The following is a 25,169-nucleotide window of genomic DNA, read 5'->3' as shown; positions in this document are numbered from 1 at the left end:
ATGCTCGAAGTGTCGGCCGCACATGGCACGATCATGGTCGTGACTTCGAGTGTGGCTCCTCTGCATCTGGTTCTCGGCGACGAGGAACTTCTGATGGATCGGGCGGTCGCCGCGATCGTGGCGCAAGTGCGTGCCAACGCTGCGATACCGGGGGAGGACCTGCCGGTCACGCGCTTGCGCACCGGTGATGCCAGCGCCCCCGAACTCGCCGAACTGCTCAGTCCGTCGCTGTTCGCCGAGGACCGTGTTCTCGTGCTCGAGGCTGCGGCAGAGGCAGGCAAGGACGCGGCTGCGTTGGTTCTCGACGCTGCTACCGATCCGCCCGAGGGCGCAGTCGTGGTGGTCATGCACTCCGGCGGCGGTAGGGCCAAGGCGATGGTCGGTGCCCTACAGAAATGTGGCGCGCAGGTTCACGAGTGCGTCAAGCTCACCAAACCGGCCGAACGCATCGACTTCGTGCGCGGCGAGTTCCGTGCCGCTGATGTTCGGGTGAGCAGCGAAGTGATCGAGGCGGTCGTCGAGTCCGTCGGCAACGAACTTCGCGAATTGGCCTCGGCCTGTTCGCAGTTGGTCTCCGATACCGGGGGCAAGGTCGATCTGCCCGCAGTGCGTCGGTACTACTCGGGCAAGGCCGAGGTCTCGGGATTCGACGTCGCAGACAAAGCGGTGATCGGTGACCGCGCAGGCGCTCTCGAGGCTCTGCGCTGGGCGATGCATCGAGGCGTGGCGCACGTGCTGCTCGCCGACGCCTTGGCCGATGCCGTGCGCACCATTGCTCTCGTGGGTTCGGCCGGTCGCGGCGACCCGTTCCGGATGGCAGGCGAGTTGGGGATGCCGCCGTGGAAGATCAAGAAGGCGCAGGGCCAGGCGCGTGGGTGGAACGGCCGATCGATCGCTCAGGCGCTGCGCGTGGTGGCGCAATTGAACGCGGACGTCAAAGGCCAAGCAGCGGATGCGGACTACGCCGTGGAGAGAGCGGTCGCCGAGGTTGCGTCACTGGGTTCGTAGCGTCGTGGGGCCGACAGCGCACGACAAAGCCCGCTGCATCCTCGTCGGATGCAGCGGGCTCGATCGAGCTCAGTGGTGTATCAGAGCTTGTTGACAGCGAGAGCCAGTGCCGACTTCTTGTTGGCTGCCTGGTTCTTGTGGATGACGCCCTTGCTGGCGGCCTTGTCGAGCTTGCGGCCTGCGTCGAGGAGAATCTCGGAAGCCTTGTCCTTGTCGCCCGCAGCCTGCGCCTCGCGGAACGAGCGGATGACGGTACGAAGGGAGGACTTCACCGACTGGTTGCGCAGGCGTGCACGCTCGTTGGTGAGAATCCGCTTCTTCTGGGACTTGATATTGGCCACGCGTAAAATCCTTGTCGTCTTCGTCGGTATTCCGGTCAGGGCGATCCATGCTGGAATGCCCGAAGTCTGCTGCTGAGCGTTGGAGCCCTGCGCCGAAGATCGAGAATACCAGCACAGCTGGGAAGAACCCAATTCGGCCTCGCCCCGTGACGCCGTTTCAAGAAATTAACGCTTCCACCGCGCCTAACTCCTGTCTCTGTAGCAACATGGCCAGAATGAGTCCGCGATCGGCAACGCATGCCACCAACAAGGCCAAAGCGACGAAGACCAAGACAGCGGATCGTGTCGAACCCGAGGTCGACGGGGTATTCGGCGGGTACTCCGACGTCGGAAAATACAGTCTCGCTTTCGACGAGATGTTCGACGCGGACGGGCGAACCCGAACTCCGTACAAGGGAATTCACACCGCACTCGCCCCGGCGAATGCGGTGGACCTGGACGCGAGATCCGACGCGCTGGGTCGAGCCTTCATCGACCAGGGCATCACGTTCTCACTGTCCGGCCAGGAACGCCCTTTCCCGCTCGACCAGGTTCCGCGCGTCATCGCAGCAGGTGAATGGTCACGTCTCGAGCGCGGCATCAAGCAGCGCGTCAAGGCCCTCGAGATGTTCCTCGCCGACATCTACGGCGACCAGGAGATCCTGCGCGACGGTGTGGTTCCGAAGCGACTGGTGACCTCCTGTGAACATTTCCACCGGGAAGCGGTCGGCATCACGCCGCCCAACGGTGTGCGGATCCACGTCGCAGGCATCGACCTCGTTCGAGACGCCCAGGGCACCTTCCGAGTGCTCGAGGACAACCTACGGTCACCGTCGGGCGTGTCCTACGTCATGGAGAACCGACGCACCATGGCCCGGGTGTTCCCCGACCTGTTCGCCAGCCACCGCGTCCGCGCCGTCGGCGATTACGCCACGCACCTGCTGCGGGCACTGCGCGCGGCGGCCGCCCTCAACGAGGCCGACCCGACCGTGGTGGTTCTCACTCCCGGCGTGGCCAACTCGGCGTACTTCGAGCACTCGCTGCTCGCCCGGCTGATGGGCGTCGAGCTCGTCGAGGGACGCGACCTGTTCTGCCGAGACAACATCGTCTACATGCGCACCACCGAGGGCGAGCGCCAGGTCGACGTCATCTACCGACGCATCGACGACGACTACCTCGACCCCATGCAGTTCCGACCCGATTCGGTGCTGGGCGTGGCCGGTCTCGTCAATGCCGCCCGCGCAGGCAACGTCGTCATCTCGAGTGCCGTCGGAAACGGCGTCGGCGACGACAAGCTGGTCTACACCTACGTTCCGACGATCATCGACTACTACATGGGTGAGAAGCCGTTGCTGGCCAACGTCGACACGTTCCGGTGCTGGCTCGACGACGAGTGCGAGGAAGTCCTCGATCGCATCGACGAGCTGGTCATCAAGCCGGTGGAAGGGTCGGGCGGTTACGGCATCGTGTTCGGGCCCGATGCCTCGCCGAAGGAACTCGCCACCATCAGCAAGAAGGTCCGCGCAGATCCGCGTGGCTGGATCGCACAACCCGTCGTACAGCTCTCGACGGTGCCGACGAAGATCGGTGATCGATTGGTACCTCGGCACGTCGACCTGCGGCCGTTCGCGGTCAACGACGGCGACGACGTCTGGGTGTTGCCCGGCGGCCTGACCCGGGTGGCGTTGCCGGAGGGATCACTCGTGGTCAACTCGAGCCAGGGCGGCGGCAGCAAGGACACCTGGGTGCTCGCGACCCGAACCTCTCAGGAGGAGCAGGAACTGGCGGGCGAGGAGATCGTGAGCGTTCCGCCGGAGTCGCCGATGGCCGAGCAGGGCCCGGAATTGACGATGGATCAGCAAATGAATCAGCAGCAGCAGCAACAGCAACAGCAGCAGCAGGCAACGAACTCGGACTCGAACGGCGGTGGACAGTAAATGCTCGCGCGCAACGCAGAGTCGCTCTACTGGATCGGACGGTATGTGGAGAGAGCGGACGACACTGCCCGCATTCTCGATGTCACCGTCCACCAGCTTCTGGAGGACGCCACGGTCGATCCCGACCACACTTCGCGAGTGTTGTTGCGAGTACTCGGGTTCAAGCACGAGCCCGATGTCTCGCTCGACGTGTGGTCGCTGACCGAGGTCGTCGCCTTCAGCCGAGACGGATTGGGTTCCATCGTGGACTCGTTGTCGAGTGCCCGTGAGAACGCCCGTGGGGCAAGAGAAGTGACCTCCACCGAAATGTGGGAGTGCCTCAATACCACCTACAACGGCCTCAACGAACGCATGAGGGCGTCGAAGAGAACCGGGCCGTACGAGTTCTTCAGCTACATCGAGGAACGCGCGGCGATGTTCGCCGGCCTGGCCGACTCGACGCTCAGCCGAGACGACGGATATCGCTTCCTGCTCCTCGGGCGGTCGGTGGAACGCATCGACATGATCGTGCGGCTGCTGCTCTCGCGTGCGGGTGACCGGCCGTCCTCGCCTGCATGGGTCACCGTCCTGCGCTCCGCAGGCGCACACGACACCTATCTGCGGACCTACCGTGGCGCGCTCGATGCGCAGCGAGTTCTCGAATTCATGTTGTTGGACAGGCTGTTTCCGCGATCGGTGTTCTATGCACTGACCGAAGCGGAGCGCTGCCTCGACGAGCTCGACCATCAGCCGAACAGTCGCGTCGGTGCCCGCGCCGAGGCTCAGCGACTGCTCGGTCGGGCCCGCAGCGAGCTCGAATTCCTGCGCCCCGGAGCCATTCTCGAAGACCTGCAGGAGCGCCTCCTGGCTCTGCAGGAGACATGCCGTGAACTCGGCGAGGCAATTTCCAAGCAGTACTTCCACGCCGCGCCGTGGGTGGCGTGGACGGATGCCGGATCCGGCGCTTACGAAGATCAATTGGAAGGTGAACTGTGAGCTGGCGTATGCGTGTCGTGCACACCACGGGCTATCAGTACGACGCACCGGTGACGTCGTCGTACAACGAGGCTCGTTTGACGCCGCGAAGTGACAACCGGCAGAACGTGATTCTGAACCGAGTCGAGACCAACCCGGTGACGCGCTCCTACCGGTACACCGACTACTGGGGCACGGCGGTGACGGCGTTCGACCTGCACGCGCCGCACACCGAGCTCGAGGTCACCGGATCGTCCGTGGTCGAAACCGATCCCTTCGTCTACCCCGACGAGAACGCCTCCTGGGAGGAACTGGCCAGTGATCCGGTCATCGACCGGTTCAACGAGGTCCTCGACAACACCGAGTACGTGCCGAAGAACAGGCAACTCTCGTCGGTGGCGAAGAAGCTGTCGAAGGGACTGCCGCCGCAGGAATCGGTGGTGGAGATCTCCAACTGGGTGAACCAGGAGATGTCGTACGTGCCGGGAACCACGGGCGTGCACACCTCGGCCGTGGAAGCGTGGTCGGAGAAGAAGGGCGTCTGCCAGGACTACGCCCACCTGACCTTGCTGATGCTGCGGAGCGTCGGCATCCCCAGCCGGTACGTCTCGGGCTACCTGCACCCGAAGAAGCAGGCCGCGATCGGTGCGACGGTCGAGGGCCAGAGTCACGCCTGGATCGAGGCCTGGACCGGCGCGTGGTGGGGCTACGACCCGACCAACGCCATCGCTGTCAACGAGCAGCACGTTTCGGTCGGGCTCGGCCGCGACTACGCCGACGTGCCACCGCTGAAGGGCATCTTCTCCGGTGGCGGTTCGACGGCTCTCGACGTGGTCGTGGAAATCACCCGACTGGCATAGCCCCTCGTGCTCGTTTTGCGTAGCTGTGCCTACGCAAAACGCGCACGAGGTCAGTTCCAGCCGAAGTCGCTCCGCAATCTGTGTGCGACGGAATCGAATTGGGGCTTGCTCAGAATCGCGCCTTCGCGGCGGATGCCGTCCTCCGGCACGTCGAGCACTCGGTCGAGGCGAATCCAGCTCGGTCGCCCTTCCGCGTCCCAGGAACCGGACCCGATCGATTGCCAGTCGCGGTCTCCGTCACGGCTGCTCTGGCTCGACAGCATCAGCCCCAGCAAGTTCTTGCCCTCGCGTCCGATGACCAACACCGGGCGATCTTTGCCCTGGCTGGCGTCTTCCTCGTACGTGACCCAGGTCCAGACGATCTCTCCGGGATCGGCTTTGCCGTCGAGGTCGGGGGAGTACTCGACGGTGCGGGCGCGTTGCGCCGTCGGCCTGGTCTGCGACGCCACCGGACGGCCCGGACGAGGAGTCGGGGCGGAGGTGCGGGTGGCCGTTCCGCTGATCGCGTCCTTGCCCTTCTGCAGGGCACCGGATTTCTGCAGTTGACGCAGCAGTCGAGGGCCTTCGCGCATCGCGATCTTGCCCAGTTCCTTGCCGAATCTGCTCCAGTTGCCAGCCATGCGGCGAGTGTAGCCATGCCGACACCGCTGCTCATCGCCCGATCCACGGCAACGTGAACACGAGTCGGACAGCCGGGGACGGCGCACCGTTCTCGGCGTGGGACGATAAGGACACCCGTTCGCTCATTTCGAACACGCCAGCCGAAGGATACGAGTGCCCAGCTTCGCCGACACGACGTTCACCGATCCGTCCAGGATCAGGAACTTCTGCATCATCGCCCACATCGACCACGGTAAGTCGACGCTGGCCGACCGGATGTTGCAGCTCACGGGAGTCGTCGACGACCGGTCGATGCGCGCTCAGTACCTGGACCGGATGGACATCGAGCGCGAGCGCGGCATCACCATCAAGGCGCAGAACGTCCGGCTCCCGTGGGTCGTGGACGGTGACGAATTCGTACTGCACCTCATCGACACGCCCGGCCACGTCGACTTCACCTACGAGGTCTCACGCGCACTCGATGCCTGCGAAGGTGCAGTGCTGCTCGTCGACGCCGCGCAGGGCATCGAAGCACAGACGCTCGCCAACCTGTATCTGGCGCTCGACAAAGAACTCACCATCATTCCGGTGCTCAACAAGATCGACCTGCCCGCCGCCGACCCGGACCGCTACGCGGCCGAGATCGCCCACATCATCGGGTGCGAGGCCGACGACGTGTTGCGGGTGTCCGGGAAGACCGGAGTGGGCGTCGAGGAGCTGCTCAACGAGGTCGTCAAGCTGGTTCCGGCTCCGGTCGGCAACCCGGACGGACCGGCCCGCGCAATGATCTTCGACTCGGTGTACGACACCTACCGTGGCGTCGTCACCTACGTTCGAGTCGTCGACGGCACCTTGAATCCGCGCGAGAAGGTCACGATGATGTCGACCGGCTCGACGCACGAGTTGCTCGAGGTCGGCATCGTCTCGCCCGACCCCAAACCCACCAAAGGGCTCGGCGTCGGCGAGGTGGGCTATCTCATCACCGGTGTGAAGGACGTCCGTCAGTCCAAGGTCGGCGACACCGTCACCACCTTCCGCAAGGGCGCGACCGAGCCGCTGACCGGCTACCGCGAGCCGCGTCCGATGGTCTACTCGGGCCTGTATCCGCTCGACGGTTCGGATTATCCCGACCTGCGCGACGCTCTCGAGAAGCTGCAACTCAACGATGCGGCACTGACCTACGAACCGGAGACCTCTGTGGCTCTGGGCTTCGGGTTCCGCTGCGGCTTTCTCGGACTGCTGCACATGGAGATCACTCGCGAGCGACTCGAGCGAGAGTTCAATCTGGACTTGATCTCGACCTCCCCGAACGTGGTGTACCGCGTCGAGATGGAGGACGGTGCCGAACACATCGTCACCAACCCGTCGTACTGGCCCGAGGGCAAGGCACGGGAAGTGTTCGAGCCGATGGTCAAGTGCACCATCATCTCGCCCAGCGAGTTCATCGGTTCCATCATGGAACTGTGCCAGGGACGACGTGGCGAACTCGGCGGCATGGACTACCTGTCCGAGACCCGCGTGGAGCTGCGCTACACCATTCCGATGGCCGAGATCATCTTCGACTTCTTCGACATCCTCAAGTCTCGTACCCGCGGATACGCCAGCCTCGACTACGAGGAGATCGGTGAGCAGAGCGGCGCGCTGGTCAAGGTCGACATCCTGCTGCAGGGCGAGGCCGTCGACGCGTTCTCGGCAATCGTGCACAAGGACGCTGCCGCGGCCTACGGCAACAAGATGACCACCAAGCTCAAGGAACTGATCCCACGTCAGCAGTTCGAGGTACCGATCCAGGCCGCGATCGGATCTCGCATCATCGCCCGCGAGAACATCCGCGCGATCCGCAAGGATGTGCTGGCAAAGTGCTACGGCGGCGACATCAGCCGTAAGCGCAAGCTGCTCGAGAAGCAGAAGGAAGGCAAGAAGCGGATGAAGACGATCGGTCGGGTCGAGGTGCCGCAGGAAGCCTTCGTCGCAGCGTTGTCCTCGGAATCCTCGTCGGACAAGCCGAAGAAGTAGGGCAGCAGTCCCTGGTCGACGGCAGCAACCTCACACCCTGTGTGTCGACTGCGCGCCCCCGCTCGCATCGGAGCAGGGGCGCGCAGTCGGCAACAGGGGCGCGCGGTCCCGCCACACCCTGCCGTGGCGGGCGAGTACATTCCGTATCTGTGACGACGCCGATTCTGAAGCAGCTACGTGTTCCCGTTGTCGGTGCCCCGATGGCAGGTGGCCCGAGTACTCCCGAACTCGCCCGTGCGGTCTCGGAGGCGGGCGGTCTCGGCATGATCGCGGGCGCATTGCTGACACCCGAAACCTTTGCAGCGCAGATCGATTCGGTACGCGACGTGCTGTTCGGCGTCAATCTCTTCCTGCCGGAGGTGCCTTCAGGTGCGGACGTCGAGTCCTATGCCGAGCATCTGGCATCCTGGTTCGAGCGTTTCGACGCCGAGCCTGGAGAGCTGGTGCGACGAGACGATTTCTACGCCGAGAAGTTCGCTTGGCTGCTCGCGCACCCGGTGCCGGTGGTGTCCAGCACGTTTGCGACGTTCGACGCGGACGAGGTCGCCCAGTTGCACGCGGTGGGTACCGAGGTATGGGCCACTGTTGCCACCGCGTCGGACGCGTCGGTGGCCACCGCCAACGGCGTCGATGCTCTCGTGGTGCAGGGCCCGGAAGCGGGCGGTCATCGAGGCACCTTCGACGGGTCTGCCCCGGACGAGCCGCTGACCGAACTCCTGGTGGCCGTGCGCGAGATATCCGACCTGCCGCGAATTGCTGCGGGTGGCCTGATGGACGGCAACGACATTGCGCCGCTGCTGGATTCGGGCGCGGCACATGCCGGGCAGCTCGGAACGGCGTTCCTGAACACCCCCGAGGCCGGTACCAAGCCCGTCCATCGCGAGCAACTGACACGTGCGCCCGATACTGCGGTGACGCGAGCGTTTTCCGGACGTCCGGCGAGGGGGCTGGTGAACGAGTTCATACGTGTGAACTCCGAAGCCGCACCGCTGGCGTACCCGGATCTGCACTACTTGACCGCACCGATGCGCGCGAAAGCCGCAGCTGCGGGCGACCCGTCAGGGCTGTCGATGTGGGCCGGTACCGGTCATCGTCGTGCACAGGCAAAACCCGCGGCCGAGCTGATCGCCGAATGGGCGAGGCAACTCGGCCGCTGAACCTTCCTCTCAGGGGTTGGCGTGTGCCGGCTGGAAGTGCCCCGACATCTGAGCTTCCTCGGCACGGATGACATGCACCACCGCGTTGATCAGTGCCAGGTGGGTGAATGCCTGCGGGAAATTGCCGAGGTGACGGCCGGTGCGATGGTCGATTTCCTCGGCGTAGAGCTTGAGCGGGCTCGCGTATCCCAGAAGACGTTCGCAGAGGTGCTTGGCGCGCGGAAGTTCTCCGATCTCCACCAGCGCCGAGACGAGCCAGAAGGAGCAGATCGTGAACGTACCCTCTTCGCCCGCCAAGCCGTCGTCGGTCGTGTCGGTTCGATAGCGCAGAACCAGGCCGTCCTCGGTCAACTCGTCGGCGATGGCGAGCACCGTGGCACGGATTCGCTCGTCCTCGGCGGGAAGGAACCGCAGCAGCGGTGCGAGCAACAGTGACGCGTCCAGCGACGGGTCGCCGTAGCGCTGAGTGAGCACACCGCGGGAATCGGTGCCGTTCTCGAGAATATCTGCCTTGATCTCGTCGGCGATTTCGTTCCACTGGGCCGAGTACTCCTTCTCGCCGTGGATGTCGGCGAGTTTGGCACCGCGATCGAGCGCGACCCAACACATCAATTTCGATGAGGTGAAGTGCTGCGGTTCGCCGCGCACTTCCCAGATGCCGCGATCGGGCTTGCGCCAGTTCGCGATCGCCTCTTCGACCTGTCGTTTGAGCAGCGGCCACAGGAATTCGGGGACGTGCTCGCGCGACTTGACGTGCAGGTACACCGAGTCGAGCATCGTGCCCCAGATGTCGTGCTGTTCCTGGTCGTAGGCACCGTTACCGATGCGGACCGGGCGTGCGCCGTCGTAGCCGGACAAGTGCGGCAGTTCGCTCTCGTCGAGCGTCTTCTCTCCGCCGATGCCGTACATCACCTGCAGGGGATTGACTTCGCCGTTCGCCGTCGTTGCCACATCGGACATGAACGCGAAGAAGTCGTTGGCCTCCCGGTCGAGTCCGAGCGTGTACAGACCCCACAGCGCGAACGTCGAATCACGTACCCACGTGTAGCGGTAGTCCCAGTTCCGTTCTCCACCAGGTGTTTCCGGAAGCGAGGTGGTGGACGCCGCAAGCAGTGCACCGGTAGGCGCATAGGTCAGACCCTTGAGTGTCAGCGCGCTCCGCTGCAGGTAGCCCCGCCACGGGTGATCCGGGAATCGGCCGATCGTGATCCACTGGCGCCAACATTCCGAGGTCTGCCACATTTTGCTGGCAGCTTCCTCGAACGTCTGCGGCGCAGGCAGATCCGACCACGAGAGCGCGACGAACACGTTGTCGCCCTCGGTCATTCGGGTGCGGGCGCGGGCCTCGCGGCCCTCGATGCCGATGCGGAGATTGGTGGTGAGCTTCAACGTGGGCTGGTCGCCGTCCGCGCTCGCCTCGCAGGTTGCGGTGGTTTCCTCGTACACCTTGCCGGTGTACTCCCACTTCGCCGGGGCGCGGTGGTAATCGAATGCGGGTTCGCAGCTCATCTCCAGTTCGACTGTGCCGCTGACGCATTTGATGGTGCGGAGCAGGATGTGCTCGGCATCCCAGTCGCTCGGCGCGCGCTTGTGGGTGCGAGAACGTTGATCGGTGTTGTGCCACGGACCCATCACGAGCGCATCGCGGACGATGAGCCAACCGGTTTCGGTCTGCCACGTCGTCTCGACGATCAAGCCGCCGGGCAGATATCGCCGCGCGGCGGGGACGGACTGACCGTAGGGGCCGACGCGAAAGTGACCCGCACTGCGATCGAGGACCGCTCCGAAGATGCTGGGGGAGTCAGGTCTGGGCACGCACATCCACTCGACGGATCCATTGCGCGCGATGAGGCAGGTCGTCTCGCAATCCGAGAGAAACGCGTAATCGTCGATCGGCGGAAAGGCGCTTCGGTAGGACGTCAAGGTCGACACCGGTGCGTCGGTGCTGCCCAACACGCCCTGAACCTCGACCCCGCCCAGGCCCGGATGCCCCGACCCCATCGCCGGCTCGTCGGCCACCGGGGGCACGGGGGAAACATCTTCGTATGCCGTCATGGCGTAATCATCGACCGATAGGTGGCGGTCGTCCACTGCTGGTCGTCGTTCGGCGTGGCGCACGTGTGAACGGCGCTGGTTTAAGCTGCGGGAGTGGAATCGGTTGCACGGTGGTGGGACGGCGTCGAGCTGTGGGTGACGGGCCTGCCGTTCGTACCGCAGGCGGTTGTCGTACTACTGGTCATCGTGCCCGCGGCATTTCTGCTGGCACGTGTCTTCGACCGTGTGCTGGCTGTGGTTCTGCGCCTGCTCGGGCGCGATGCCCGCGCTGCTCGCGAGGCGGAGATGTCGGCCGCGGCCACCACTACGACGAAGGATGGACAGTAATGCCACGGTCTCGGGTCACGTTGGCGCTCATTGCGCTGCTGGTGCTGGTTGTCATCGCCTGGTTGCTCACCCGGTAGTCGATTAGAGCCGGGCGGGAACCTCTGCTAGATTCCTGACCGTGTCTTCTGCCGCCGAGTACCGCGTCCGCCATCAGTTGGCGTTGATTGCTGTCGGCATGTTGGCAGTTGCCGATGTCGACTGTTGTTGATTCTTTTCTTCGTCGAATCGGTTCGGTCGGTCCGCAGCTTTCGCATTCGTAGTCGAAGTTCGGCCGGACGACCTCCTCAGTAACGCGCGGTGGCCTCGAGCCGACCTGCGTCGACGACGGTGTCCGATTCGGCAACGAGTGACGTCTCCTGCCCGGTTAGTTTTCAGTGCACACCATCATGAAAGGCCTTTCCACAATGAGGCACAACTCCCGTTACCTGCTGACCACGTTCGCGGCTGTGGGAACTCTTCTTCTCACCGCGTGCGGCGGTGGGTCGAGCGATGTCGTGGGCGGCGATTCGGACACCGCCAGCGGCCCCGCGTTGACGCTCGTCGGGTATGCCGTCCCCAAGAACGGTTGGGACGCAATCGGTCCCGCCTTCGCCGCCACCGAGAACGGCGAAGGAACGTCGATCAACGCGGACTACGGCGCATCGGGCAACCAGTCGCGCAAGGTGGCCGACGGCGCACCCGCGGACATCGTCAACTTCTCGGTCGAACCCGACATCACCCGTTTGGTGAAGGCAGGCAAGGTCGACGAGGACTGGAACCAGAATGCCTACGGCGGTGTGCCGTTCGGCTCCGTGGTGACCATCGTCGTCCGTGAGGGCAACCCCAAGAACATCCGAACCTGGGACGACTTGATCAAGCCCGACGTTCAGGTCATCAGCCCCAGCCCGCTCAGCTCGGGTTCGGCGAAATGGAACCTGCTCGCTCCGTACGCCGCGAAGAGCAACGGCGGCCAGGACAAGCAGGCCGGTCTCGACTTCGTTCGCACACTCGTCTCCGATCACTTCCCGGTTCAGCCCGAATCCGGCCGCGCTGCAACCGAAGCCTTCCTTCAAGGCCAGGGTGACGCACTGCTGAGCTACGAGAACGAAGCGCTCCTCGTCGAGCAGCAGGGGCAGAAGGTGGAACACGTCGACGTTCCCGTCACCTTCCGCATCGACAACCCTGTGGCCGTGATCAACAGCAGTGCCAACCTCGACCGTGCGAACGCACTGAACGACTTCGTCTACACCGACGAGGGACAGAAGATCTGGGCAGAGGCCGGCTTCCGCCCGACCAACCCGGACATTGCGTCGGAGTACTCCGACAAGTTCTTCACTCCCGAAAAGCTGTACACGATCGATGATCTCGGCGGCTGGACACAGGTGGACGCAGACTTGTTCGGGGACAACGGGGCCATCGCCACGATCTACAAAGACAGCACGCGGTAGATACAGATGTCGGTATCGAACAGCGAACCCGCGCAGTCGGGCTCGATCGTCCCGCCCAGTACGAAACCACGGTTTCGTGCTGGGCGGGAGGGCCGGAAGTTTCGTGGCCCGGGTTCGGTGGGTCCCCTCGGCCTCGGTGTCGCTGTGCTGTGGCTCAGCGTCATCGTGCTGCTTCCGTTGGCAGCGTTGGCGGTTCAGTCGTTCGATGACGGTGTGACCGGTTTCTGGAATGCAATCACCGATTCGCGGGCCATCGCCACGTTCAAGGTGACGCTGCAGGTCTCGATCGCCGCGGCGGTGCTCAACCTGTTTCTCGGCACGCTCATCGCGTGGGTTCTGGTGCGCGACGAATTCCCCGGCAAGCGCTTCGTCAATGCACTGATCGACCTGCCGTTCGCGCTGCCGACCATCGTCGCGAGCCTCGTGCTGTTGTCGCTGTACGGCCCGGCGAGTCCGATCGGGTTGGTGTTCAACGCAACCAAGCCGGCAGTCATCGTGGCACTGCTGTTCGTCACGTTGCCGTTCGTCGTGCGCGCGGTACAACCGGTACTGATCGAACTCGACAAGGACGTCGAAGAAGCGGCAGCGTCATTGGGCGCGAACAACTGGACCATCTTTCGGCGCATCGTTCTGCCGGTGCTGTTGCCGGCCGTGCTCTCCGGTGGTGGGCTCGCCTTCGCACGTGCCATCGGCGAGTTCGGGTCGGTGGTACTGATCGGCGGCAACATCCCCAACGACACTCAGGTTGCGTCTCAGTACATTCGGGAGTTGATCGAGTACGACCGGCCCACCGATGCAGCAGCGATTTCGGTGGTGTTGCTGGCGATCGCCTTCGCGGTGCTGTTCGTGCTGCGCGTGGTCGGCAATCGTCTGGCCCGGCGAGAGGAGCAGATTTCGTGAAGATCAGCCTGCCGGTGAAGCTCTCGCTGCGCACCATTGCGTTGGTGTACCTCGCGGTCCTCGTGCTCTTCCCGCTCGGTGCAATTCTGTTCAGGACCTTCGAGGACGGCGTCGTCACGTTCTGGGAGCAGATCACCACTCCGGCTGCGCAGTCCGCACTGCAGCTCTCGCTGCTGATCGTCGCGATCGTGGTTCCGATCAACATCGTGTTCGGCGTCGTCACCGCATTGGCATTGGTACGCGGACGGTTCCGTGGCAAGGGCGTACTCGAAGCCATCGTGGATCTGCCGTTCGCGGTGTCGCCCATTGTCACCGGTGTTGCGCTGATCCTGCTGTGGGGTGCCAACGGCTGGTTCGGTGGCGTCGAAAGTCTGGGATTCAAAGTGATATTCGCCTTGCCCGGCATGGTGATCGCGACCATTTTCGTCACCTTGCCCTTCGTCGTACGCGAGGTCGAACCCGTGCTGTACGAAATCGGCGAAGAGCAGGAAGAGGCTGCTTCGACACTGGGTGCGTCGACGTGGCAGACGTTCTGGCGCATCACGCTGCCTGCAATCCGCTGGGGTCTGACCTACGGTGTCGTACTCACCGTTGCACGATCGCTCGGCGAGTTCGGTGCCGTCATCATGGTCTCGACCAACCTGCCCGGAATATCGCAGACACTCACGCTGCTGGTCAATTCACGGTACGAGGACTTCAATCAACAGGGTGCGTACGCCGCATCCACGCTGCTCATGGCGATCGCCGTCATCGTGCTGCTGTTGATGACGGCGCTCGACAAGAAGAGGACGAAGTAATGACCGAGACATCATCCGAGATCGAAATCTCCGTCGTCGGTGCCAACAAGCACTACGGCGACTTCGCGGCGCTCGACGACGTCAGCATCGACATCCCCAAGGGATCGCTGACGGCATTGCTCGGCCCCAGCGGCTCGGGCAAGTCCACTTTGCTGCGTTCCATCGCCGGTCTCGAACAACTCGACACCGGCCGCGTCGTACTGGCCGGTCAGGACGTCACCTGGGTCAGCCCGCAACGGCGCGAGATCGGATTCGTCTTTCAGCACTACGCGGCGTTCAAACACCTCACGGTGCGCGACAACGTTGCGTTCGGTCTGCAGATCCGCAAGCGTCCCAAGGCCGAGATCGCCAAGAAGGTCGACGAACTGCTCGAGATCGTCGGGCTCGCCGGCTTCCAGAGTCGCTACCCGGCACAGCTTTCCGGCGGACAGCGTCAGCGCATGGCGTTGGCCCGCGCGCTGGCGGTAGACCCGCAGGTGCTTCTGCTCGACGAGCCCTTCGGTGCCCTCGATGCCAAGGTGCGTGCGGATCTGCGGACGTGGCTGCGCCGATTGCACGACGAAGTCCACGTCACCACCGTTCTGGTGACGCACGATCAGGAGGAGGCGCTCGACGTCGCCGATCGTATTGCCGTCCTCAACAAGGGAAGAATCGAACAGGTCGGCAGTCCCGAAGATCTCTACGACCGCCCGGCCAACAACTTCGTCATGTCGTTCCTCGGCCAGGTCGCCAAGCTCAACGGTGTGCTGGTGCGTCCCCACGACATTCGCGTCGGGCGCGATCCGTCGTTGGCGCAGGCGCAGGCCAGCGGTACTGCTGAATCGGCGGGCGTGACGCGCGCCGTTGTCGAGCGGGTGGTGCACCTCGGATTCGAGGTGAAGGTCGAGCTGAAGAACTCGGCAACCGGAGAGTTGTTCGCAGCCCAGATCACCCGTGGTGACAGCGAAGCGCTCGGCCTCCGCGAGGGCGAGACCGTCTACGCGCGAGCCACCCGGGTGCCCAGGATTGCCGAGGCAACCGGTGCCGATCCGGCATCGCTAGTGCCGCAGCCCGCCGAGCCGGTGCGGTAACACGGTGGGCAGCGGTACCTCGCCTGCGATTGCGGAGTCGTAGCGCCGGGACGCGAGCTCGGCCACCGCAGGGTGCGCGCCGATGACGTGGGACTGCATCACATCTGGCAGATCTGCCACCGATGCGTCGATGCGGTCGGTGAGCAGTCCCGGGGCCAGGAACCAGGGGGCAACCACGATGCGGACGGCTCCCATCGAGCGGAGTTGTTCGATCGCGTCGGTGGGGGACGGGGAGACCGACGTCGCGAAGCAGGTCACTGCTCCGGCCCAGCGTGTTCCGGTGAGCAGCTTCTGGGCTACCACTCGGGTGCGTTGATTCGCAGGACGGGACGAGGAGCCGACCGCTGCCAGGGCGATGCCGACAGTCGAATCGACCAGTGCGACACCGGTATCGGTGATGCGGTCGCGGACGGCATCGATGAGGAGGCGGTCGTCTCCCAGTATGTCGGCCTGCATGATCGATGCGTGCGGGTGACGTGCACGGGCGTCGGCCAGCAGCGCGGGCAGGTCTACTTTCGCGTGAAAAGCCTTGCCCAGCAACATCGGGACGGCGACGATGCGTCGGTGGCCCGCGGCGGCCAATTCGTCGACGACCTGATCGACACCTGGCTCGGAGAGATCCAGAAACGCGACGCGCACGTCCAGATCCGGTCGCCGCCGACGCAGGACGTCGACGGCGCGGTGGATCGTCGCGCTCGAGCGCGGGTCACGGCTGCCGTGGGCGACCGCGATCAGTGCGCTCACGCCGGAACTGCCGACCCCAGCTCGACTGCCGCCAGAGCGTTGCCCACCAGTCCGGCAGCCAATGTGTTGCCACCGGCCGGATCGATCAGCAGGAAGCTGCCGGTGTGCCGGTTGACCGCATAGTCGTCGGCTACGATCGGCTCGGCGACCCGCACGGAAATACGCCCGATCTCGTTGAGCTCCAACGACTCCGGGTTCTCCTGAGCGGTGAGTTCCTGCTCGTCGAACCTCTCGATCAGCGTCCCGACGATGGCCTGAGTGGTGCGAGTTCCGTGCTTGAGCAGCAGGCGTGCCCCCGGTCGGAGCGGCTTCTCGGCGAGCCAGCACACCGTGGCCTCGAAGTCGCCGATCGGCTCGGGTGCGTCCTGCGGGGAGGCGATGGTGTCGCCACGCGAGACGTCGACGTCGTCGGCGAGGACGAGGGTGACGCTGCGTCCGGCGTGAGCCGTGCGCAGTTCGCCGTCGGCGGTGTCGATGCGCTCGACTGTCGTCCGAGTGCCGGAGGGCAGGATGACGACCTCGTCCCCGACGTCGACTGTGCCCGCTGCGACCTGACCGGCGTATCCGCGATAGTCTGGGAAGTCCGCTGTGCGCGGCCGGATCACGTACTGGACCGGGAATCGAAGACCGACGCGGTGCGGCTCGGCGTCGACCGGGACCGACTCGAGGTGCTCGATGAGGGTGGGTCCGTCGTAATACGGGGTCTTGTCGGACTTCACCGCGACGTTGTCGCCGTGCAGTGCGGACACCGGAATTTCGATGACGTCTTCGCTGGACCAGCCGAGCGAGGAGGTCAGCGAGTTGAACTCGGCCGAGATCTCGGCGAACACCGTGGCCGGGTCCTCGACCAGGTCGATCTTGTTGACGGCCAGCACCAGACGAGGAACGCCGAGCAGCGCGAGAACTGCTGCGTGCCTGCGGGTCTGAGTGATGACACCCTTGCGGGCGTCGACCAGGAGGATGACGAGCTGAGCCGTGGACGCCCCGGAGACGGTGTTGCGGGTGTACTGCACATGTCCGGGTGTATCGGCCAGGACGAACGAGCGGTGCGGAGTCGCGAAGTAGCGGTACGCGACGTCGATGGTGATGCCCTGCTCGCGCTCGGCGCGCAGACCGTCGACCAGAAGAGACAGGTCCGGCGTGGACAGCCCCTTGTCGACCGAGGCCCGAGTGACGGCATCGATCTGGTCTGCCAGAACGGACTTCGTGTCGTACAACAGCCGCCCGACGAGGGTGGACTTGCCGTCGTCGACGCTGCCCGCGGTGGCGAGGCGGAGAAGCTGGGTGCTCATCAGAAGTATCCTTCTCGTTTGCGATCTTCCATGGCAGCCTCGGAGACGCGGTCGTCGCCGCGGGTCGCTCCGCGTTCGGTCAGTCGTGACGCGGCAACCTCGGCGAGGATGGCCTGGTTGTCGGCGGCCTCGGACAGCACGGCACCGGTGGTGGATCCGTCGCCCACGGTGCGGTAGCGCACCGACAGGGTCTTGAGTTCCTCGTTCTCGGCCGGTCCGCCCCACACGCCGGGGGTCATCCACATGCCGTCACGTTGGTACACGGGGCGCTGGTGGGCGTAGTAGATGCTCGCCAGTTCCACGTCGTCGCGGGCGATGTAGCGCCAGATGTCGAGTTCGGTGAAGTTGCTGAGCGGGAACACGCGCACCTGCTCGCCGGGGGAGTGCCTGCCGTTGTACAGGTTCCACAGTTCGGGGCGCTGCTTCTTGGGCTCCCACTGCCCGAATGCGTTGCGCAGCGAAAAGATTCGCTCCTTGGCGCGGGCGCGTTCCTCGTCGCGTCGTGCACCGCCGAAGACGGCGTCGAACCGATTCTCGGAGATCGCGTCGAGCAGCGGCACGGTCTGCAGCGGGTTGCGGATGCCGTCGGGCCGTTCGGTGAGGCGTCCGTCCGCGAGGTACTCCTCGACGCTCGCCACGTGCAGACGCAAGTTGTACTTGGCGACCACGTGATCGCGGAAGTCCAGCACCTCCTGCAGATTGTGGCCGGTGTCGACGTGCAGCAGCGCGAACGGCAGGGGAGCGGGCCAGAACGCCTTGATCGCCAGGTGCAGCAGAACGGTCGAGTCCTTGCCGCCGGAGAACAGAATGACGGGCCGCTCGAACTCGCCCGCCACCTCACGGAAGATGTGGATGGCTTCGGATTCGAGTGCGTCGAGGGTGTCGAACCGATCTGCGTCGAGATGGGTTCGACCGACGGCGGCCGAGGTGAGGTCGAGTGTCATGAGGCGTGCAACCCACATTCGGTCTTGGCCCTGCCGGCCCAACGACCGCTACGCGGGTCGGCGCCGGGGGCAGGTTTGACGGTGCACGGTGCGCACCCGATGGACGGATAACCCTCGTCGACGAGGGGATTGACCAGAATCGAATGTTCGTCGATGTAGGCCTGCATCTGCTCGTCCGACCACGGTGCGATCGGGTTGATCTTCACCAGGCCGAAGGCGTCGTCGAACGAGACGAGCGGAGCGTTGGCCCGGGTTGGGGCTTCCACTCGCCGGATGCCGGTGACCCACGCGCTGTAGTTCGCCAGCTCCTTCTTCAGGGGCGCGACCTTGCGCATCGCGCAGCAGCGGTTGGGCTCGCGGGCGAAGAGGTCCTTGCCCTCGATCGAATCCTGTTCTGCGACAGTCTTCTCGGCGCGGGCGTTGACGACGTTGACGCCGTAGACCGCTTCGACGGCGTCACGCGTTCCGATGGTCTCGGCGAAGTGGTACCCGGTGTCGAGGAACAGCACGTCCACACCCGGATGAACCTGCGCAGCGAGGTGGACGAGGACTCCGTCCTGCATGTTGGAGGCGACGATGAAGTCGTTGCCGAAGTTGTCCTCGGTCCACTGCAACAGTTCGAGCGGGCTTGCTCCGTCGAGTTCGCGGGCACCGCGCTCGGCGATGTCCTTCAATTCCTCGACCGTCAAATTGAGCCTGGTACTCATCGCAAATCCGCCTCGTCTGCTCGCACGGCCCATTGAGCGAACCGTTCGCCGTCCTCGCGGTGCTTGTCGAAATTGCGCACCACTCTGTCGATGTAATCTCCCAGCTCGGAGCTGTTGACCTTGTGCTGGCGCAACTTTCGGCCGAACGCGCTGTCCAGACCGAGGCTGCCTCCGAGATGAACCTGGAAACCCTCGATCTGATTCCCGGCACCGTCGTCGACCAATTGGCCCTTGAACCCGATGTCGGCGATCTGCGACCGCGCGCACGAGTTGGGGCAGCCGTTGATGTTGATCGTGATCGGAACGTCGAGTCGACTGTTGATGTCGGCCAGGCGCTCTTCGAGCTCGGGCACGAGAGCCTGTGAGCGCTTGCGGGTTTCGGCGAACGAGAGCTTGCAGAACTCGATGCCGCTGCACGCCATCAGGTTCTTGCGCCAGTGCGACGGCCGAGCAGGCAGGCCGAGTGCGTCGAGGTCGGAGATCAGCTGCTCGAGCGTCTCGTCAGGGACGTCGAGGACGATCAGCTTCTGGTACGGCGTGAACCGAACCCGATCCGATCCGGCCTTCTCGGCGGCGTCGGCGACGGCGGCAAGGATGGTGCCGGACACGCGGCCCGCGATCGGAGCAACACCGACGGCGTTCAGGCCGTTCTTGAGCTTCTGGATCCCGACGTGATCGCGCGGACGAGCGGGCTTCTCGGGAGCCGGGCCGTCGATCAGCTTGCGGTGCAGGTACTCGTCCTCGAGGACCTGGCGGAACTTCTCGATGCCCCAGTCCTTGATGAGGAACTTCAGGCGCGCCTTGGTGCGAAGCCTGCGGTAGCCGTAGTCACGGAAGATCGAGACGACGCCTTCCCACACATCGGGGACGTCTGCGAGCGGCACCCAGACGCCGACGCGCTGCGCGAGCATCGGGTTGGTGGACAGACCGCCGCCGACCCACAGGTCGAGTCCCGGGCCGTGCTCGGGATGGTTCACCCCGATGAAGGCGACGTCGTTGATCTCGTGCACCACGTCCTGCAGGCCCGAGATTGCCGTCTTGAACTTGCGCGGCAGGTTGGAGTACTCGGGCTTGCCGATGTACCGCTCGACGATCTCGTCGATTGCGGAGGTGGGATCGAGAATCTCGTCGACGGCCTCACCCGCGAGCGGGGAGCCGAGCACCACGCGCGGGCAGTCGCCACAAGCTTCGGTGGTCTTCAGGCCGACCGCTTCGATTCGACGCCAGATCTCCGGGACGTTCTCGACCTCGATCCAGTGGAACTGGACGTTCTCCCGATCGGACAGATCGGCGGTGTCGCGGCCGAACTCCTGCGAAATTCCGGCGAGGGTGCGCAGTTGTTCGAGGTTTAAGGCACCGGCGTCGCAGCGGATGCGCATCATGAAGTACTTGGCCTCGAGCAGGTCGATGTTGTCGTCACCGGTGAAGGTGCCGTCGTAGCCCTGCTCGCGCTGGGTGTAAAGACCCCACCAGCGGAAGCGGCCGCGAAGATCGCCCTTGTCGATGCTGTCGAAGCCCTGTTTGGAGTAGATGTTCTCGATGCGGGCACGCACATTGAGCGGGTTGTCGTCCTTCTTGGACTGCTCGTTGGCGTTCAGTGGCTCCCGGTACCCCAGTGCCCACTGTCCCTCGGCTCGACGCTTGGTCGGCCGCGGCGTGCGCTCCCGTGGTGTAACGGGGGCAGCGTCGGTGGTCGCGTCGCTGGTCGACGACATGCATTGCTCCTGCATCTTCGGTGCTGGCCGGCTATGAGAACCCCGTGGCGTCTCGCACACAACTGCGTTCGCGACGAAAGGGAGAAACCGGTGGATCGAATGGACGTGCTCGAAGGAGGGCTGGGTCAGCAGCCGGTCGTGTGTCGACACGACGCGCTGCAGACGCGGCCGAGATCGACATGGCGGCGCGCCACGAGTCGAATTCCTGAGTCGGTCACGGGTGCCATTGTGCCACGTCATCGCGCCGACGAAAGACCGCGGCCGCTATTTACCCCGATTTCGGGGTAAATAGGCTGGCAGGGCGAGTGGAATCGGGTGGACCTCGACTCTGGGAGACTGGAGAGCGTGAATACCGTCGTACCCGTCCCGTCCACCTTCGAGTTGCCGTCCGAGGCATTCGACGGGGTGGGGGATCGGGCGTTCGGGATCTACGTGCACGTTCCGTTCTGCGCCACGCGGTGCGGGTACTGCGACTTCAACACCTACACGGCAGGCGAACTGGGCACGTCGGCCTCGCCGCAGTCCTGGTTGGAGGGCCTGCGCCGCGAGCTCGACACCGCCGCGGGGCTGATCCAGGCCGGTACGGGCCGCGTCCCGACGGCGGACACGGTCTTCGTCGGAGGCGGCACACCGTCACTGCTGGGGGGCGACGGGTTGGCGGACGTCCTCGCCGCGGTCCGGTCGAGTTTCGGTCTCACAGACGGAGCCGAGGTCACCACCGAATCGAACCCGGAATCGACCTCCCCGGAATTCTTCGACAGGCTTCGCGGCGCAGGGTTCACCCGCATCTCGCTCGGAATGCAGTCCGCCGCACCGCATGTGCTCGCCGTCCTCGATCGCACCCACACACCGGGACGCGCAGTGGCCGCGGCCAAGGAGGCCCGCGCCGCAGGATTCGAGCACGTCAATCTCGACCTCATCTACGGCACCCCGGGGGAGCGAGACGGTGACCTGGACCTGTCCCTCGCCGCTGTGCTCGACGCCGGCGTCGACCACGTCTCGGCCTACGCGTTGATCGTCGAGGACGGCACCGCGATGGCCCGGAAGGTCCGCCGCGGTGAGCTGCCCGCTCCCGACGACGACGTGCTGGCGAGCAGATACGAACGCATCGACACGGCTCTGAACGCAGCGGGCCTGTCCTGGTACGAAGTGTCGAACTGGGCCACCGACGAGGCCGCGCAGTGCCGCCACAACATCGGATACTGGGACGGGGGCGACTGGTGGGGAGCAGGACCCGGCGCGCACAGTCACATCGGCGGCACTCGGTTCTGGAACGTCAAGCACCCGGCCGCGTACGCCGACCGCCTCGCCGCCGGACATCTGCCGGTGCACGGCAGCGAACTGCTCAGCGTCGAGGACCGGCACCTCGAGGAACTGATGCTGACCGTACGACTGCGGTCGGGGGTGCCGACATCTCTGCTGGGGCCTGCCGAGCGCGTCGCCGCCGCACAGACCGTGGCGGACGGGTTGATGGTGCAGTACGGAGAGCGGCTCGTGCTGACCGATCGAGGCCGACTTCTCGCCGACGCGGTGGTGCGCAGCATCGCCGCAGCCTGAAAGACCTGGCTCAGGCACCGAGCGTCTGAGGGCCTTCGTACCCTCAGGCGCCGAGAGCGTCGTAGTCGAACACCCTGGCATGCAACACCGTTCGACTGCGCAGCGCCGCCCGAACTGCGCGGTGCAAGCCGTCCTCGAGGTAGATGACGCCACGGAACTGCACAGCATGAGGGAAGAGATCGCCGTAGAAGGTCGAGTCCTCGGACAGCAACCTGTCCAGCTCGAGCACCTTCGTCGTCGTGACGATCTCGTCCAAACGCAGCTGGCGCGGCGGAATTCTCGACCAATCTCTGATGGACAGGCCGTGCTCGGGGTACGGCTTACCGTCACGAACACCTTTGAAGATCATCGCGAGCCCGTGGCTGCTGGATCGATTCGAAAGACAGTTTCCACTCGGACCACAGTAAGGCCTTGCACGAGCATGTGTCCGTTGGCTACTAGACTCGAGCGACGATTGGAAACGAGAACGGAGGTGGACACCGATGTCGAGCACCGACGACAGGCGGTTCGAGGTTCTACGAGCGATCGTGGCGGACTACGTGTCCACCCAGGAACCTGTCGGCTCACGTGCACTGGTCGAGCGTCACAACCTCGGTGTGTCGAGTGCAACGGTGCGCAACGACATGGCTGTGCTCGAAGCCGAGGGGTACATCGCCCAGCCTCACACCAGTTCCGGCCGGGTACCCACCGACAAGGGCTATCGGCAGTTCGTCGATCGGATCGCCGACGTCAAGCCGCTCTCCGCGGCCGAACGTCGCGCCATCCTCGAGTTCCTCGAGAACGGCGTCGACCTGGACGACGTGCTCCGACGCGGCGTCCGTCTGCTGGCCCAGCTCACCCGCCAAGTTGCCGTGGTGCAGTACCCGACACTGTCGGCCTCCTCGGTGCGTCACCTGGAAGTGGTCGCACTCACCCCGGCCAGGCTGCTGTTGGTGCTCATCACCGACTCCGGCCGAGTCGATCAGCGCATCGTCGAACTCGGGGACGTCATCGACGACGAGAATTTGGCGCAACTGCGTCGCCTGCTCGGCGCCGCGCTCGAGGGCAAACGCCTGGCGGCCGCGTCGGCCGCGGTGGCCGAACTCGCTGAGAACGCGCCGCCCGCGCTACGGGACGCGATGATTCGTTCGGCAACCGTGCTGGTGGAATCGCTCGTCGAGCACCCCGAAGAACGTTTGGTTCTCGGCGGCACGGCGAACCTGACGCGCAACGCCGCGGACTTTGCCGGGGACGCAGGGTTTCCCGGATCGCTCAGGGCGGTACTCGAGGCGCTGGAGGAGCAAGTGGTGGTACTCAAGCTGCTCGCAGTGACGCAGGACACTCGTACCGTGACGGTGCGGATCGGCGAGGAAACGCAGGTCGAGGAGATGCGCGGAACCTCGGTGATTTCCACCGGATACGGGTCGGCTGGCATGGTCCTCGGAGGAATGGGTGTTCTCGGACCGACCCGAATGGACTACCCAGGAACAATTGCGTCTGTCGCCGCGGTTGCCAGGTACATCGGCGAGGTCCTGGCCGAACGCTGAGACGAGCGAGGGACCGATCGATCACCGGTGGCTGGGGCGAGGGGGCCGGTGCACAGCATCAACGGACGAGATTCATCTTCTAGGACGAAAGAGACGACGTGGCACGGGATTATTACGGGACTTTGGGCGTCGGCCAGCAGGCGACGGACCAGGAGATCAAGCGCGCCTACCGCAAGCTGGCGCGAGAACTGCACCCGGACGTCAACCCGGACGAGGCCGCGCAGGCCCGGTTCAAGGACATCTCCACCGCATACGAGGTGCTCTCCGATCCGGAGAAGCGTCGCATAGTCGACCTCGGCGGAGACCCGTTGCAACAGGGCGGCGGCGGCGGTGGCGGTGGATTCGGCGGAGCCGGATTCGGCGGCGGCCTGGGAGATGTGTTCGAGGCATTCTTCGGCGGCGGCGCGGGCGGGGCTCAGCGCGGGCCGAAGGGTCGCGTGCAGCCGGGAGCGGACTCGCTGCTGCGTACCAAGCTCACTCTCGACGAATGCGCCACCGGCGTGACCAAGCACATCACCGTCGACACAGCGATTCTGTGCGACCTGTGTACCGGCTCGGGCACCAACGGCGACTCCAAGCCCGTTCGCTGCGAAACCTGCGGGGGTGCCGGCGAAGTGCAGTCGGTACAACGATCGTTCCTCGGCCAGGTCATGACCAGCCGTCCGTGCCCCACCTGCCGCGGCGCAGGCGAGACCATTCCCGACCCCTGCCGCAAGTGCGGCGGCGACGGTCGGGTCCGGTCGCGTCGGGACATCTCGGTCAAGGTGCCGGTCGGCGTCAGCAACGGCATGCGGATTCGCCTGGCCTCGCAGGGCGAGGTAGGCCCAGGCGGTGGGCCCGCGGGAGACCTGTACGTGGAGATCGTCGAGCAGCAGCACGAGGTGTTCGTGCGCGACGGTGACGACCTGCATTGCACCGTCCGCGTCCCGATGGTCGACGCCGCACTCGGCACCTCGGTCAACATCGACGCGATCATCGACGGGCCCACCGAAATCTCCATCGAGCAAGGCACTCAACCGAATTCGACGACGGTGCTGCGCGGGCACGGAATGCCCAAGCTGCGATCCGGCATTCGCGGCGATCTGCACGCGCACCTCGAGGTCATCGTGCCGACCAAGCTGGACAGCAAGCAGACCCACCTGCTCGAACAGCTCAGGTCGATGCGAGACCGCGACTCGGCGGAGGTCGTGACCACCGGCTCGGCGCACAGCGGCGGCCTGTTCTCGCGGTTGCGGGAAGCGTTCAGCGGTCGCTGA

At 64.9% G+C, this 25,169-nt stretch carries 24 protein-coding genes; 15 read left to right on the top strand and 9 right to left on the bottom strand.

Going from position 1 to position 25,169, the window contains the following annotated elements:
- The first annotated feature begins 39 nt into the window (after positions 1–39).
- Positions 40–1,008: a DNA polymerase III subunit delta gene (gene holA, locus ACNEOT_RS20950; RefSeq protein WP_415976551.1), complete on the top strand. Its 969-nt coding sequence runs from the start codon at positions 40–42 to the stop codon at positions 1,006–1,008.
- Between the two features lie 80 nt (positions 1,009–1,088).
- Here holA and rpsT read toward each other — a convergent pair whose 3' ends face one another.
- A complete protein-coding gene (gene rpsT, locus ACNEOT_RS20945) occupies positions 1,089–1,349 on the bottom strand; it encodes a 30S ribosomal protein S20 (RefSeq protein ID WP_027497522.1) in 261 nt (86 codons plus the stop codon).
- Positions 1,350–1,705: 356 nt separating this feature from the next.
- Here rpsT and ACNEOT_RS20940 point away from each other — a divergent pair, with 356 nt between their 5' ends.
- From ACNEOT_RS20940 to ACNEOT_RS20930, 3 genes are read left to right on the top strand one after another with little or no spacing between them, the layout of a single operon-like run.
- The gene (locus tag ACNEOT_RS20940) at positions 1,706–3,265 is read left to right on the top strand and encodes a circularly permuted type 2 ATP-grasp protein (protein WP_415976719.1); all 1,560 of its coding nucleotides are present in this window, start codon (positions 1,706–1,708) and stop codon (positions 3,263–3,265) included.
- Entirely contained in the window at positions 3,266–4,240 is a 975-nt protein-coding gene (locus ACNEOT_RS20935) for an alpha-E domain-containing protein (RefSeq protein ID WP_415976550.1), read from the top strand.
- 8 nt (positions 4,241–4,248) lie between these two features.
- Positions 4,249–5,079, top strand: a complete 831-nt coding sequence (locus ACNEOT_RS20930; RefSeq protein ID WP_415976718.1) for a transglutaminase family protein — start codon at positions 4,249–4,251, stop codon at positions 5,077–5,079.
- Between the two features lie 50 nt (positions 5,080–5,129).
- On the opposite strand, the gene ACNEOT_RS20925 is transcribed toward ACNEOT_RS20930, so the two are convergent.
- Positions 5,130–5,699, bottom strand: coding sequence for a type II toxin-antitoxin system PemK/MazF family toxin (locus ACNEOT_RS20925; protein ID WP_415976549.1), 570 nt, complete (start codon positions 5,697–5,699; stop codon positions 5,130–5,132).
- Between the two features lie 148 nt (positions 5,700–5,847).
- On the opposite strand from ACNEOT_RS20925, the gene lepA reads away from it, so the two are divergent.
- Together lepA and ACNEOT_RS20915 are read left to right on the top strand one after the other, a co-directional pair.
- Positions 5,848–7,695 (top strand): translation elongation factor 4, encoded by a 1,848-nt coding sequence (lepA, locus tag ACNEOT_RS20920; protein WP_415976717.1) that lies wholly within the window; start codon positions 5,848–5,850, stop codon positions 7,693–7,695.
- 149 nt (positions 7,696–7,844) lie between these two features.
- The gene (locus ACNEOT_RS20915) at positions 7,845–8,852 is read left to right on the top strand and encodes a nitronate monooxygenase (protein WP_415976548.1); all 1,008 of its coding nucleotides are present in this window, start codon (positions 7,845–7,847) and stop codon (positions 8,850–8,852) included.
- A gap of 9 nt (positions 8,853–8,861) precedes the next feature.
- Here ACNEOT_RS20915 and ACNEOT_RS20910 read toward each other — a convergent pair whose 3' ends face one another.
- Positions 8,862–10,907 (bottom strand): glycoside hydrolase family 15 protein, encoded by a 2,046-nt coding sequence (locus ACNEOT_RS20910; protein ID WP_415976547.1) that lies wholly within the window; start codon positions 10,905–10,907, stop codon positions 8,862–8,864.
- A 93-nt stretch (positions 10,908–11,000) separates the two neighbouring features.
- On the opposite strand from ACNEOT_RS20910, the gene ACNEOT_RS20905 reads away from it, so the two are divergent.
- From ACNEOT_RS20905 to ACNEOT_RS20880, 6 genes are all read left to right on the top strand, one after another.
- Positions 11,001–11,234, top strand: a complete 234-nt coding sequence (locus ACNEOT_RS20905) for a hypothetical protein (protein WP_415976546.1) — start codon at positions 11,001–11,003, stop codon at positions 11,232–11,234.
- A gap of 118 nt (positions 11,235–11,352) precedes the next feature.
- A complete protein-coding gene (locus tag ACNEOT_RS20900; protein WP_415976545.1) occupies positions 11,353–11,442 on the top strand; it encodes an Ms4533A family Cys-rich leader peptide in 90 nt (29 codons plus the stop codon).
- 196 nt (positions 11,443–11,638) lie between these two features.
- A complete protein-coding gene (locus ACNEOT_RS20895; protein WP_415976544.1) occupies positions 11,639–12,661 on the top strand; it encodes a sulfate ABC transporter substrate-binding protein in 1,023 nt (340 codons plus the stop codon).
- Positions 12,662–12,667: 6 nt separating this feature from the next.
- A complete protein-coding gene (cysT, locus tag ACNEOT_RS20890; RefSeq protein WP_415976543.1) occupies positions 12,668–13,561 on the top strand; it encodes a sulfate ABC transporter permease subunit CysT in 894 nt (297 codons plus the stop codon).
- A complete protein-coding gene (gene cysW, locus ACNEOT_RS20885; protein ID WP_415976541.1) occupies positions 13,558–14,358 on the top strand; it encodes a sulfate ABC transporter permease subunit CysW in 801 nt (266 codons plus the stop codon). The genes cysT and cysW overlap by 4 nt, the downstream gene beginning before the upstream one ends.
- The gene (locus ACNEOT_RS20880; protein WP_415976540.1) at positions 14,358–15,428 is read left to right on the top strand and encodes a sulfate/molybdate ABC transporter ATP-binding protein; all 1,071 of its coding nucleotides are present in this window, start codon (positions 14,358–14,360) and stop codon (positions 15,426–15,428) included. The genes cysW and ACNEOT_RS20880 overlap by 1 nt, the downstream gene beginning before the upstream one ends.
- Here ACNEOT_RS20880 and ACNEOT_RS20875 read toward each other — a convergent pair.
- Genes ACNEOT_RS20875 through ACNEOT_RS20855 form a run of 5 tightly spaced genes read right to left on the bottom strand, consistent with a single transcriptional unit; the run spans position 15,396 to position 20,830 of the window.
- Complete coding sequence (locus ACNEOT_RS20875; protein WP_415976537.1) at positions 15,396–16,172, bottom strand: sirohydrochlorin chelatase; 777 nt, start codon at positions 16,170–16,172, stop codon at positions 15,396–15,398. The two genes, ACNEOT_RS20880 and ACNEOT_RS20875, sit on opposite strands and share 33 nt — an antisense overlap.
- Entirely contained in the window at positions 16,169–17,464 is a 1,296-nt protein-coding gene (locus ACNEOT_RS20870; RefSeq protein WP_415976535.1) for a sulfate adenylyltransferase subunit 1, read from the bottom strand. The genes ACNEOT_RS20875 and ACNEOT_RS20870 overlap by 4 nt, the downstream gene beginning before the upstream one ends.
- Complete coding sequence (gene cysD / locus ACNEOT_RS20865) at positions 17,464–18,408, bottom strand: sulfate adenylyltransferase subunit CysD (RefSeq protein WP_415976534.1); 945 nt, start codon at positions 18,406–18,408, stop codon at positions 17,464–17,466. Before cysD ends, ACNEOT_RS20870 begins: the two co-directional genes overlap by 1 nt.
- Complete coding sequence (locus ACNEOT_RS20860; protein WP_415976532.1) at positions 18,405–19,115, bottom strand: phosphoadenylyl-sulfate reductase; 711 nt, start codon at positions 19,113–19,115, stop codon at positions 18,405–18,407. The genes cysD and ACNEOT_RS20860 overlap by 4 nt, the downstream gene beginning before the upstream one ends.
- Entirely contained in the window at positions 19,112–20,830 is a 1,719-nt protein-coding gene (locus tag ACNEOT_RS20855) for a nitrite/sulfite reductase (protein WP_415976530.1), read from the bottom strand. The genes ACNEOT_RS20860 and ACNEOT_RS20855 overlap by 4 nt, the downstream gene beginning before the upstream one ends.
- A gap of 345 nt (positions 20,831–21,175) precedes the next feature.
- Between ACNEOT_RS20855 and hemW the strand changes: the two genes are divergently transcribed.
- Complete coding sequence (gene hemW / locus ACNEOT_RS20850; RefSeq protein ID WP_415976528.1) at positions 21,176–22,387, top strand: radical SAM family heme chaperone HemW; 1,212 nt, start codon at positions 21,176–21,178, stop codon at positions 22,385–22,387.
- 43 nt (positions 22,388–22,430) lie between these two features.
- Here the strand turns inward: hemW and ACNEOT_RS20845 are convergent, their stop codons facing one another.
- The gene (locus ACNEOT_RS20845) at positions 22,431–22,736 is read right to left on the bottom strand and encodes a type II toxin-antitoxin system VapB family antitoxin (protein WP_027497503.1); all 306 of its coding nucleotides are present in this window, start codon (positions 22,734–22,736) and stop codon (positions 22,431–22,433) included.
- 133 nt (positions 22,737–22,869) lie between these two features.
- Here ACNEOT_RS20845 and hrcA point away from each other — a divergent pair, with 133 nt between their 5' ends.
- Together hrcA and dnaJ are read left to right on the top strand one after the other, a co-directional pair.
- Positions 22,870–23,913, top strand: coding sequence for a heat-inducible transcriptional repressor HrcA (hrcA, locus tag ACNEOT_RS20840; RefSeq protein ID WP_415976526.1), 1,044 nt, complete (start codon positions 22,870–22,872; stop codon positions 23,911–23,913).
- A gap of 98 nt (positions 23,914–24,011) precedes the next feature.
- Positions 24,012–25,169: a molecular chaperone DnaJ gene (gene dnaJ / locus ACNEOT_RS20835; RefSeq protein ID WP_415976524.1), complete on the top strand. Its 1,158-nt coding sequence runs from the start codon at positions 24,012–24,014 to the stop codon at positions 25,167–25,169.

Source organism: Rhodococcus sp. 077-4, from assembly GCF_047782425.1.
GTDB lineage: Bacteria > Actinomycetota > Actinomycetes > Mycobacteriales > Mycobacteriaceae > Rhodococcoides.
The sequence above is the reverse complement of the archived record's forward strand: the minus strand, read 5'-3'. Positions and strand labels throughout refer to the sequence as shown.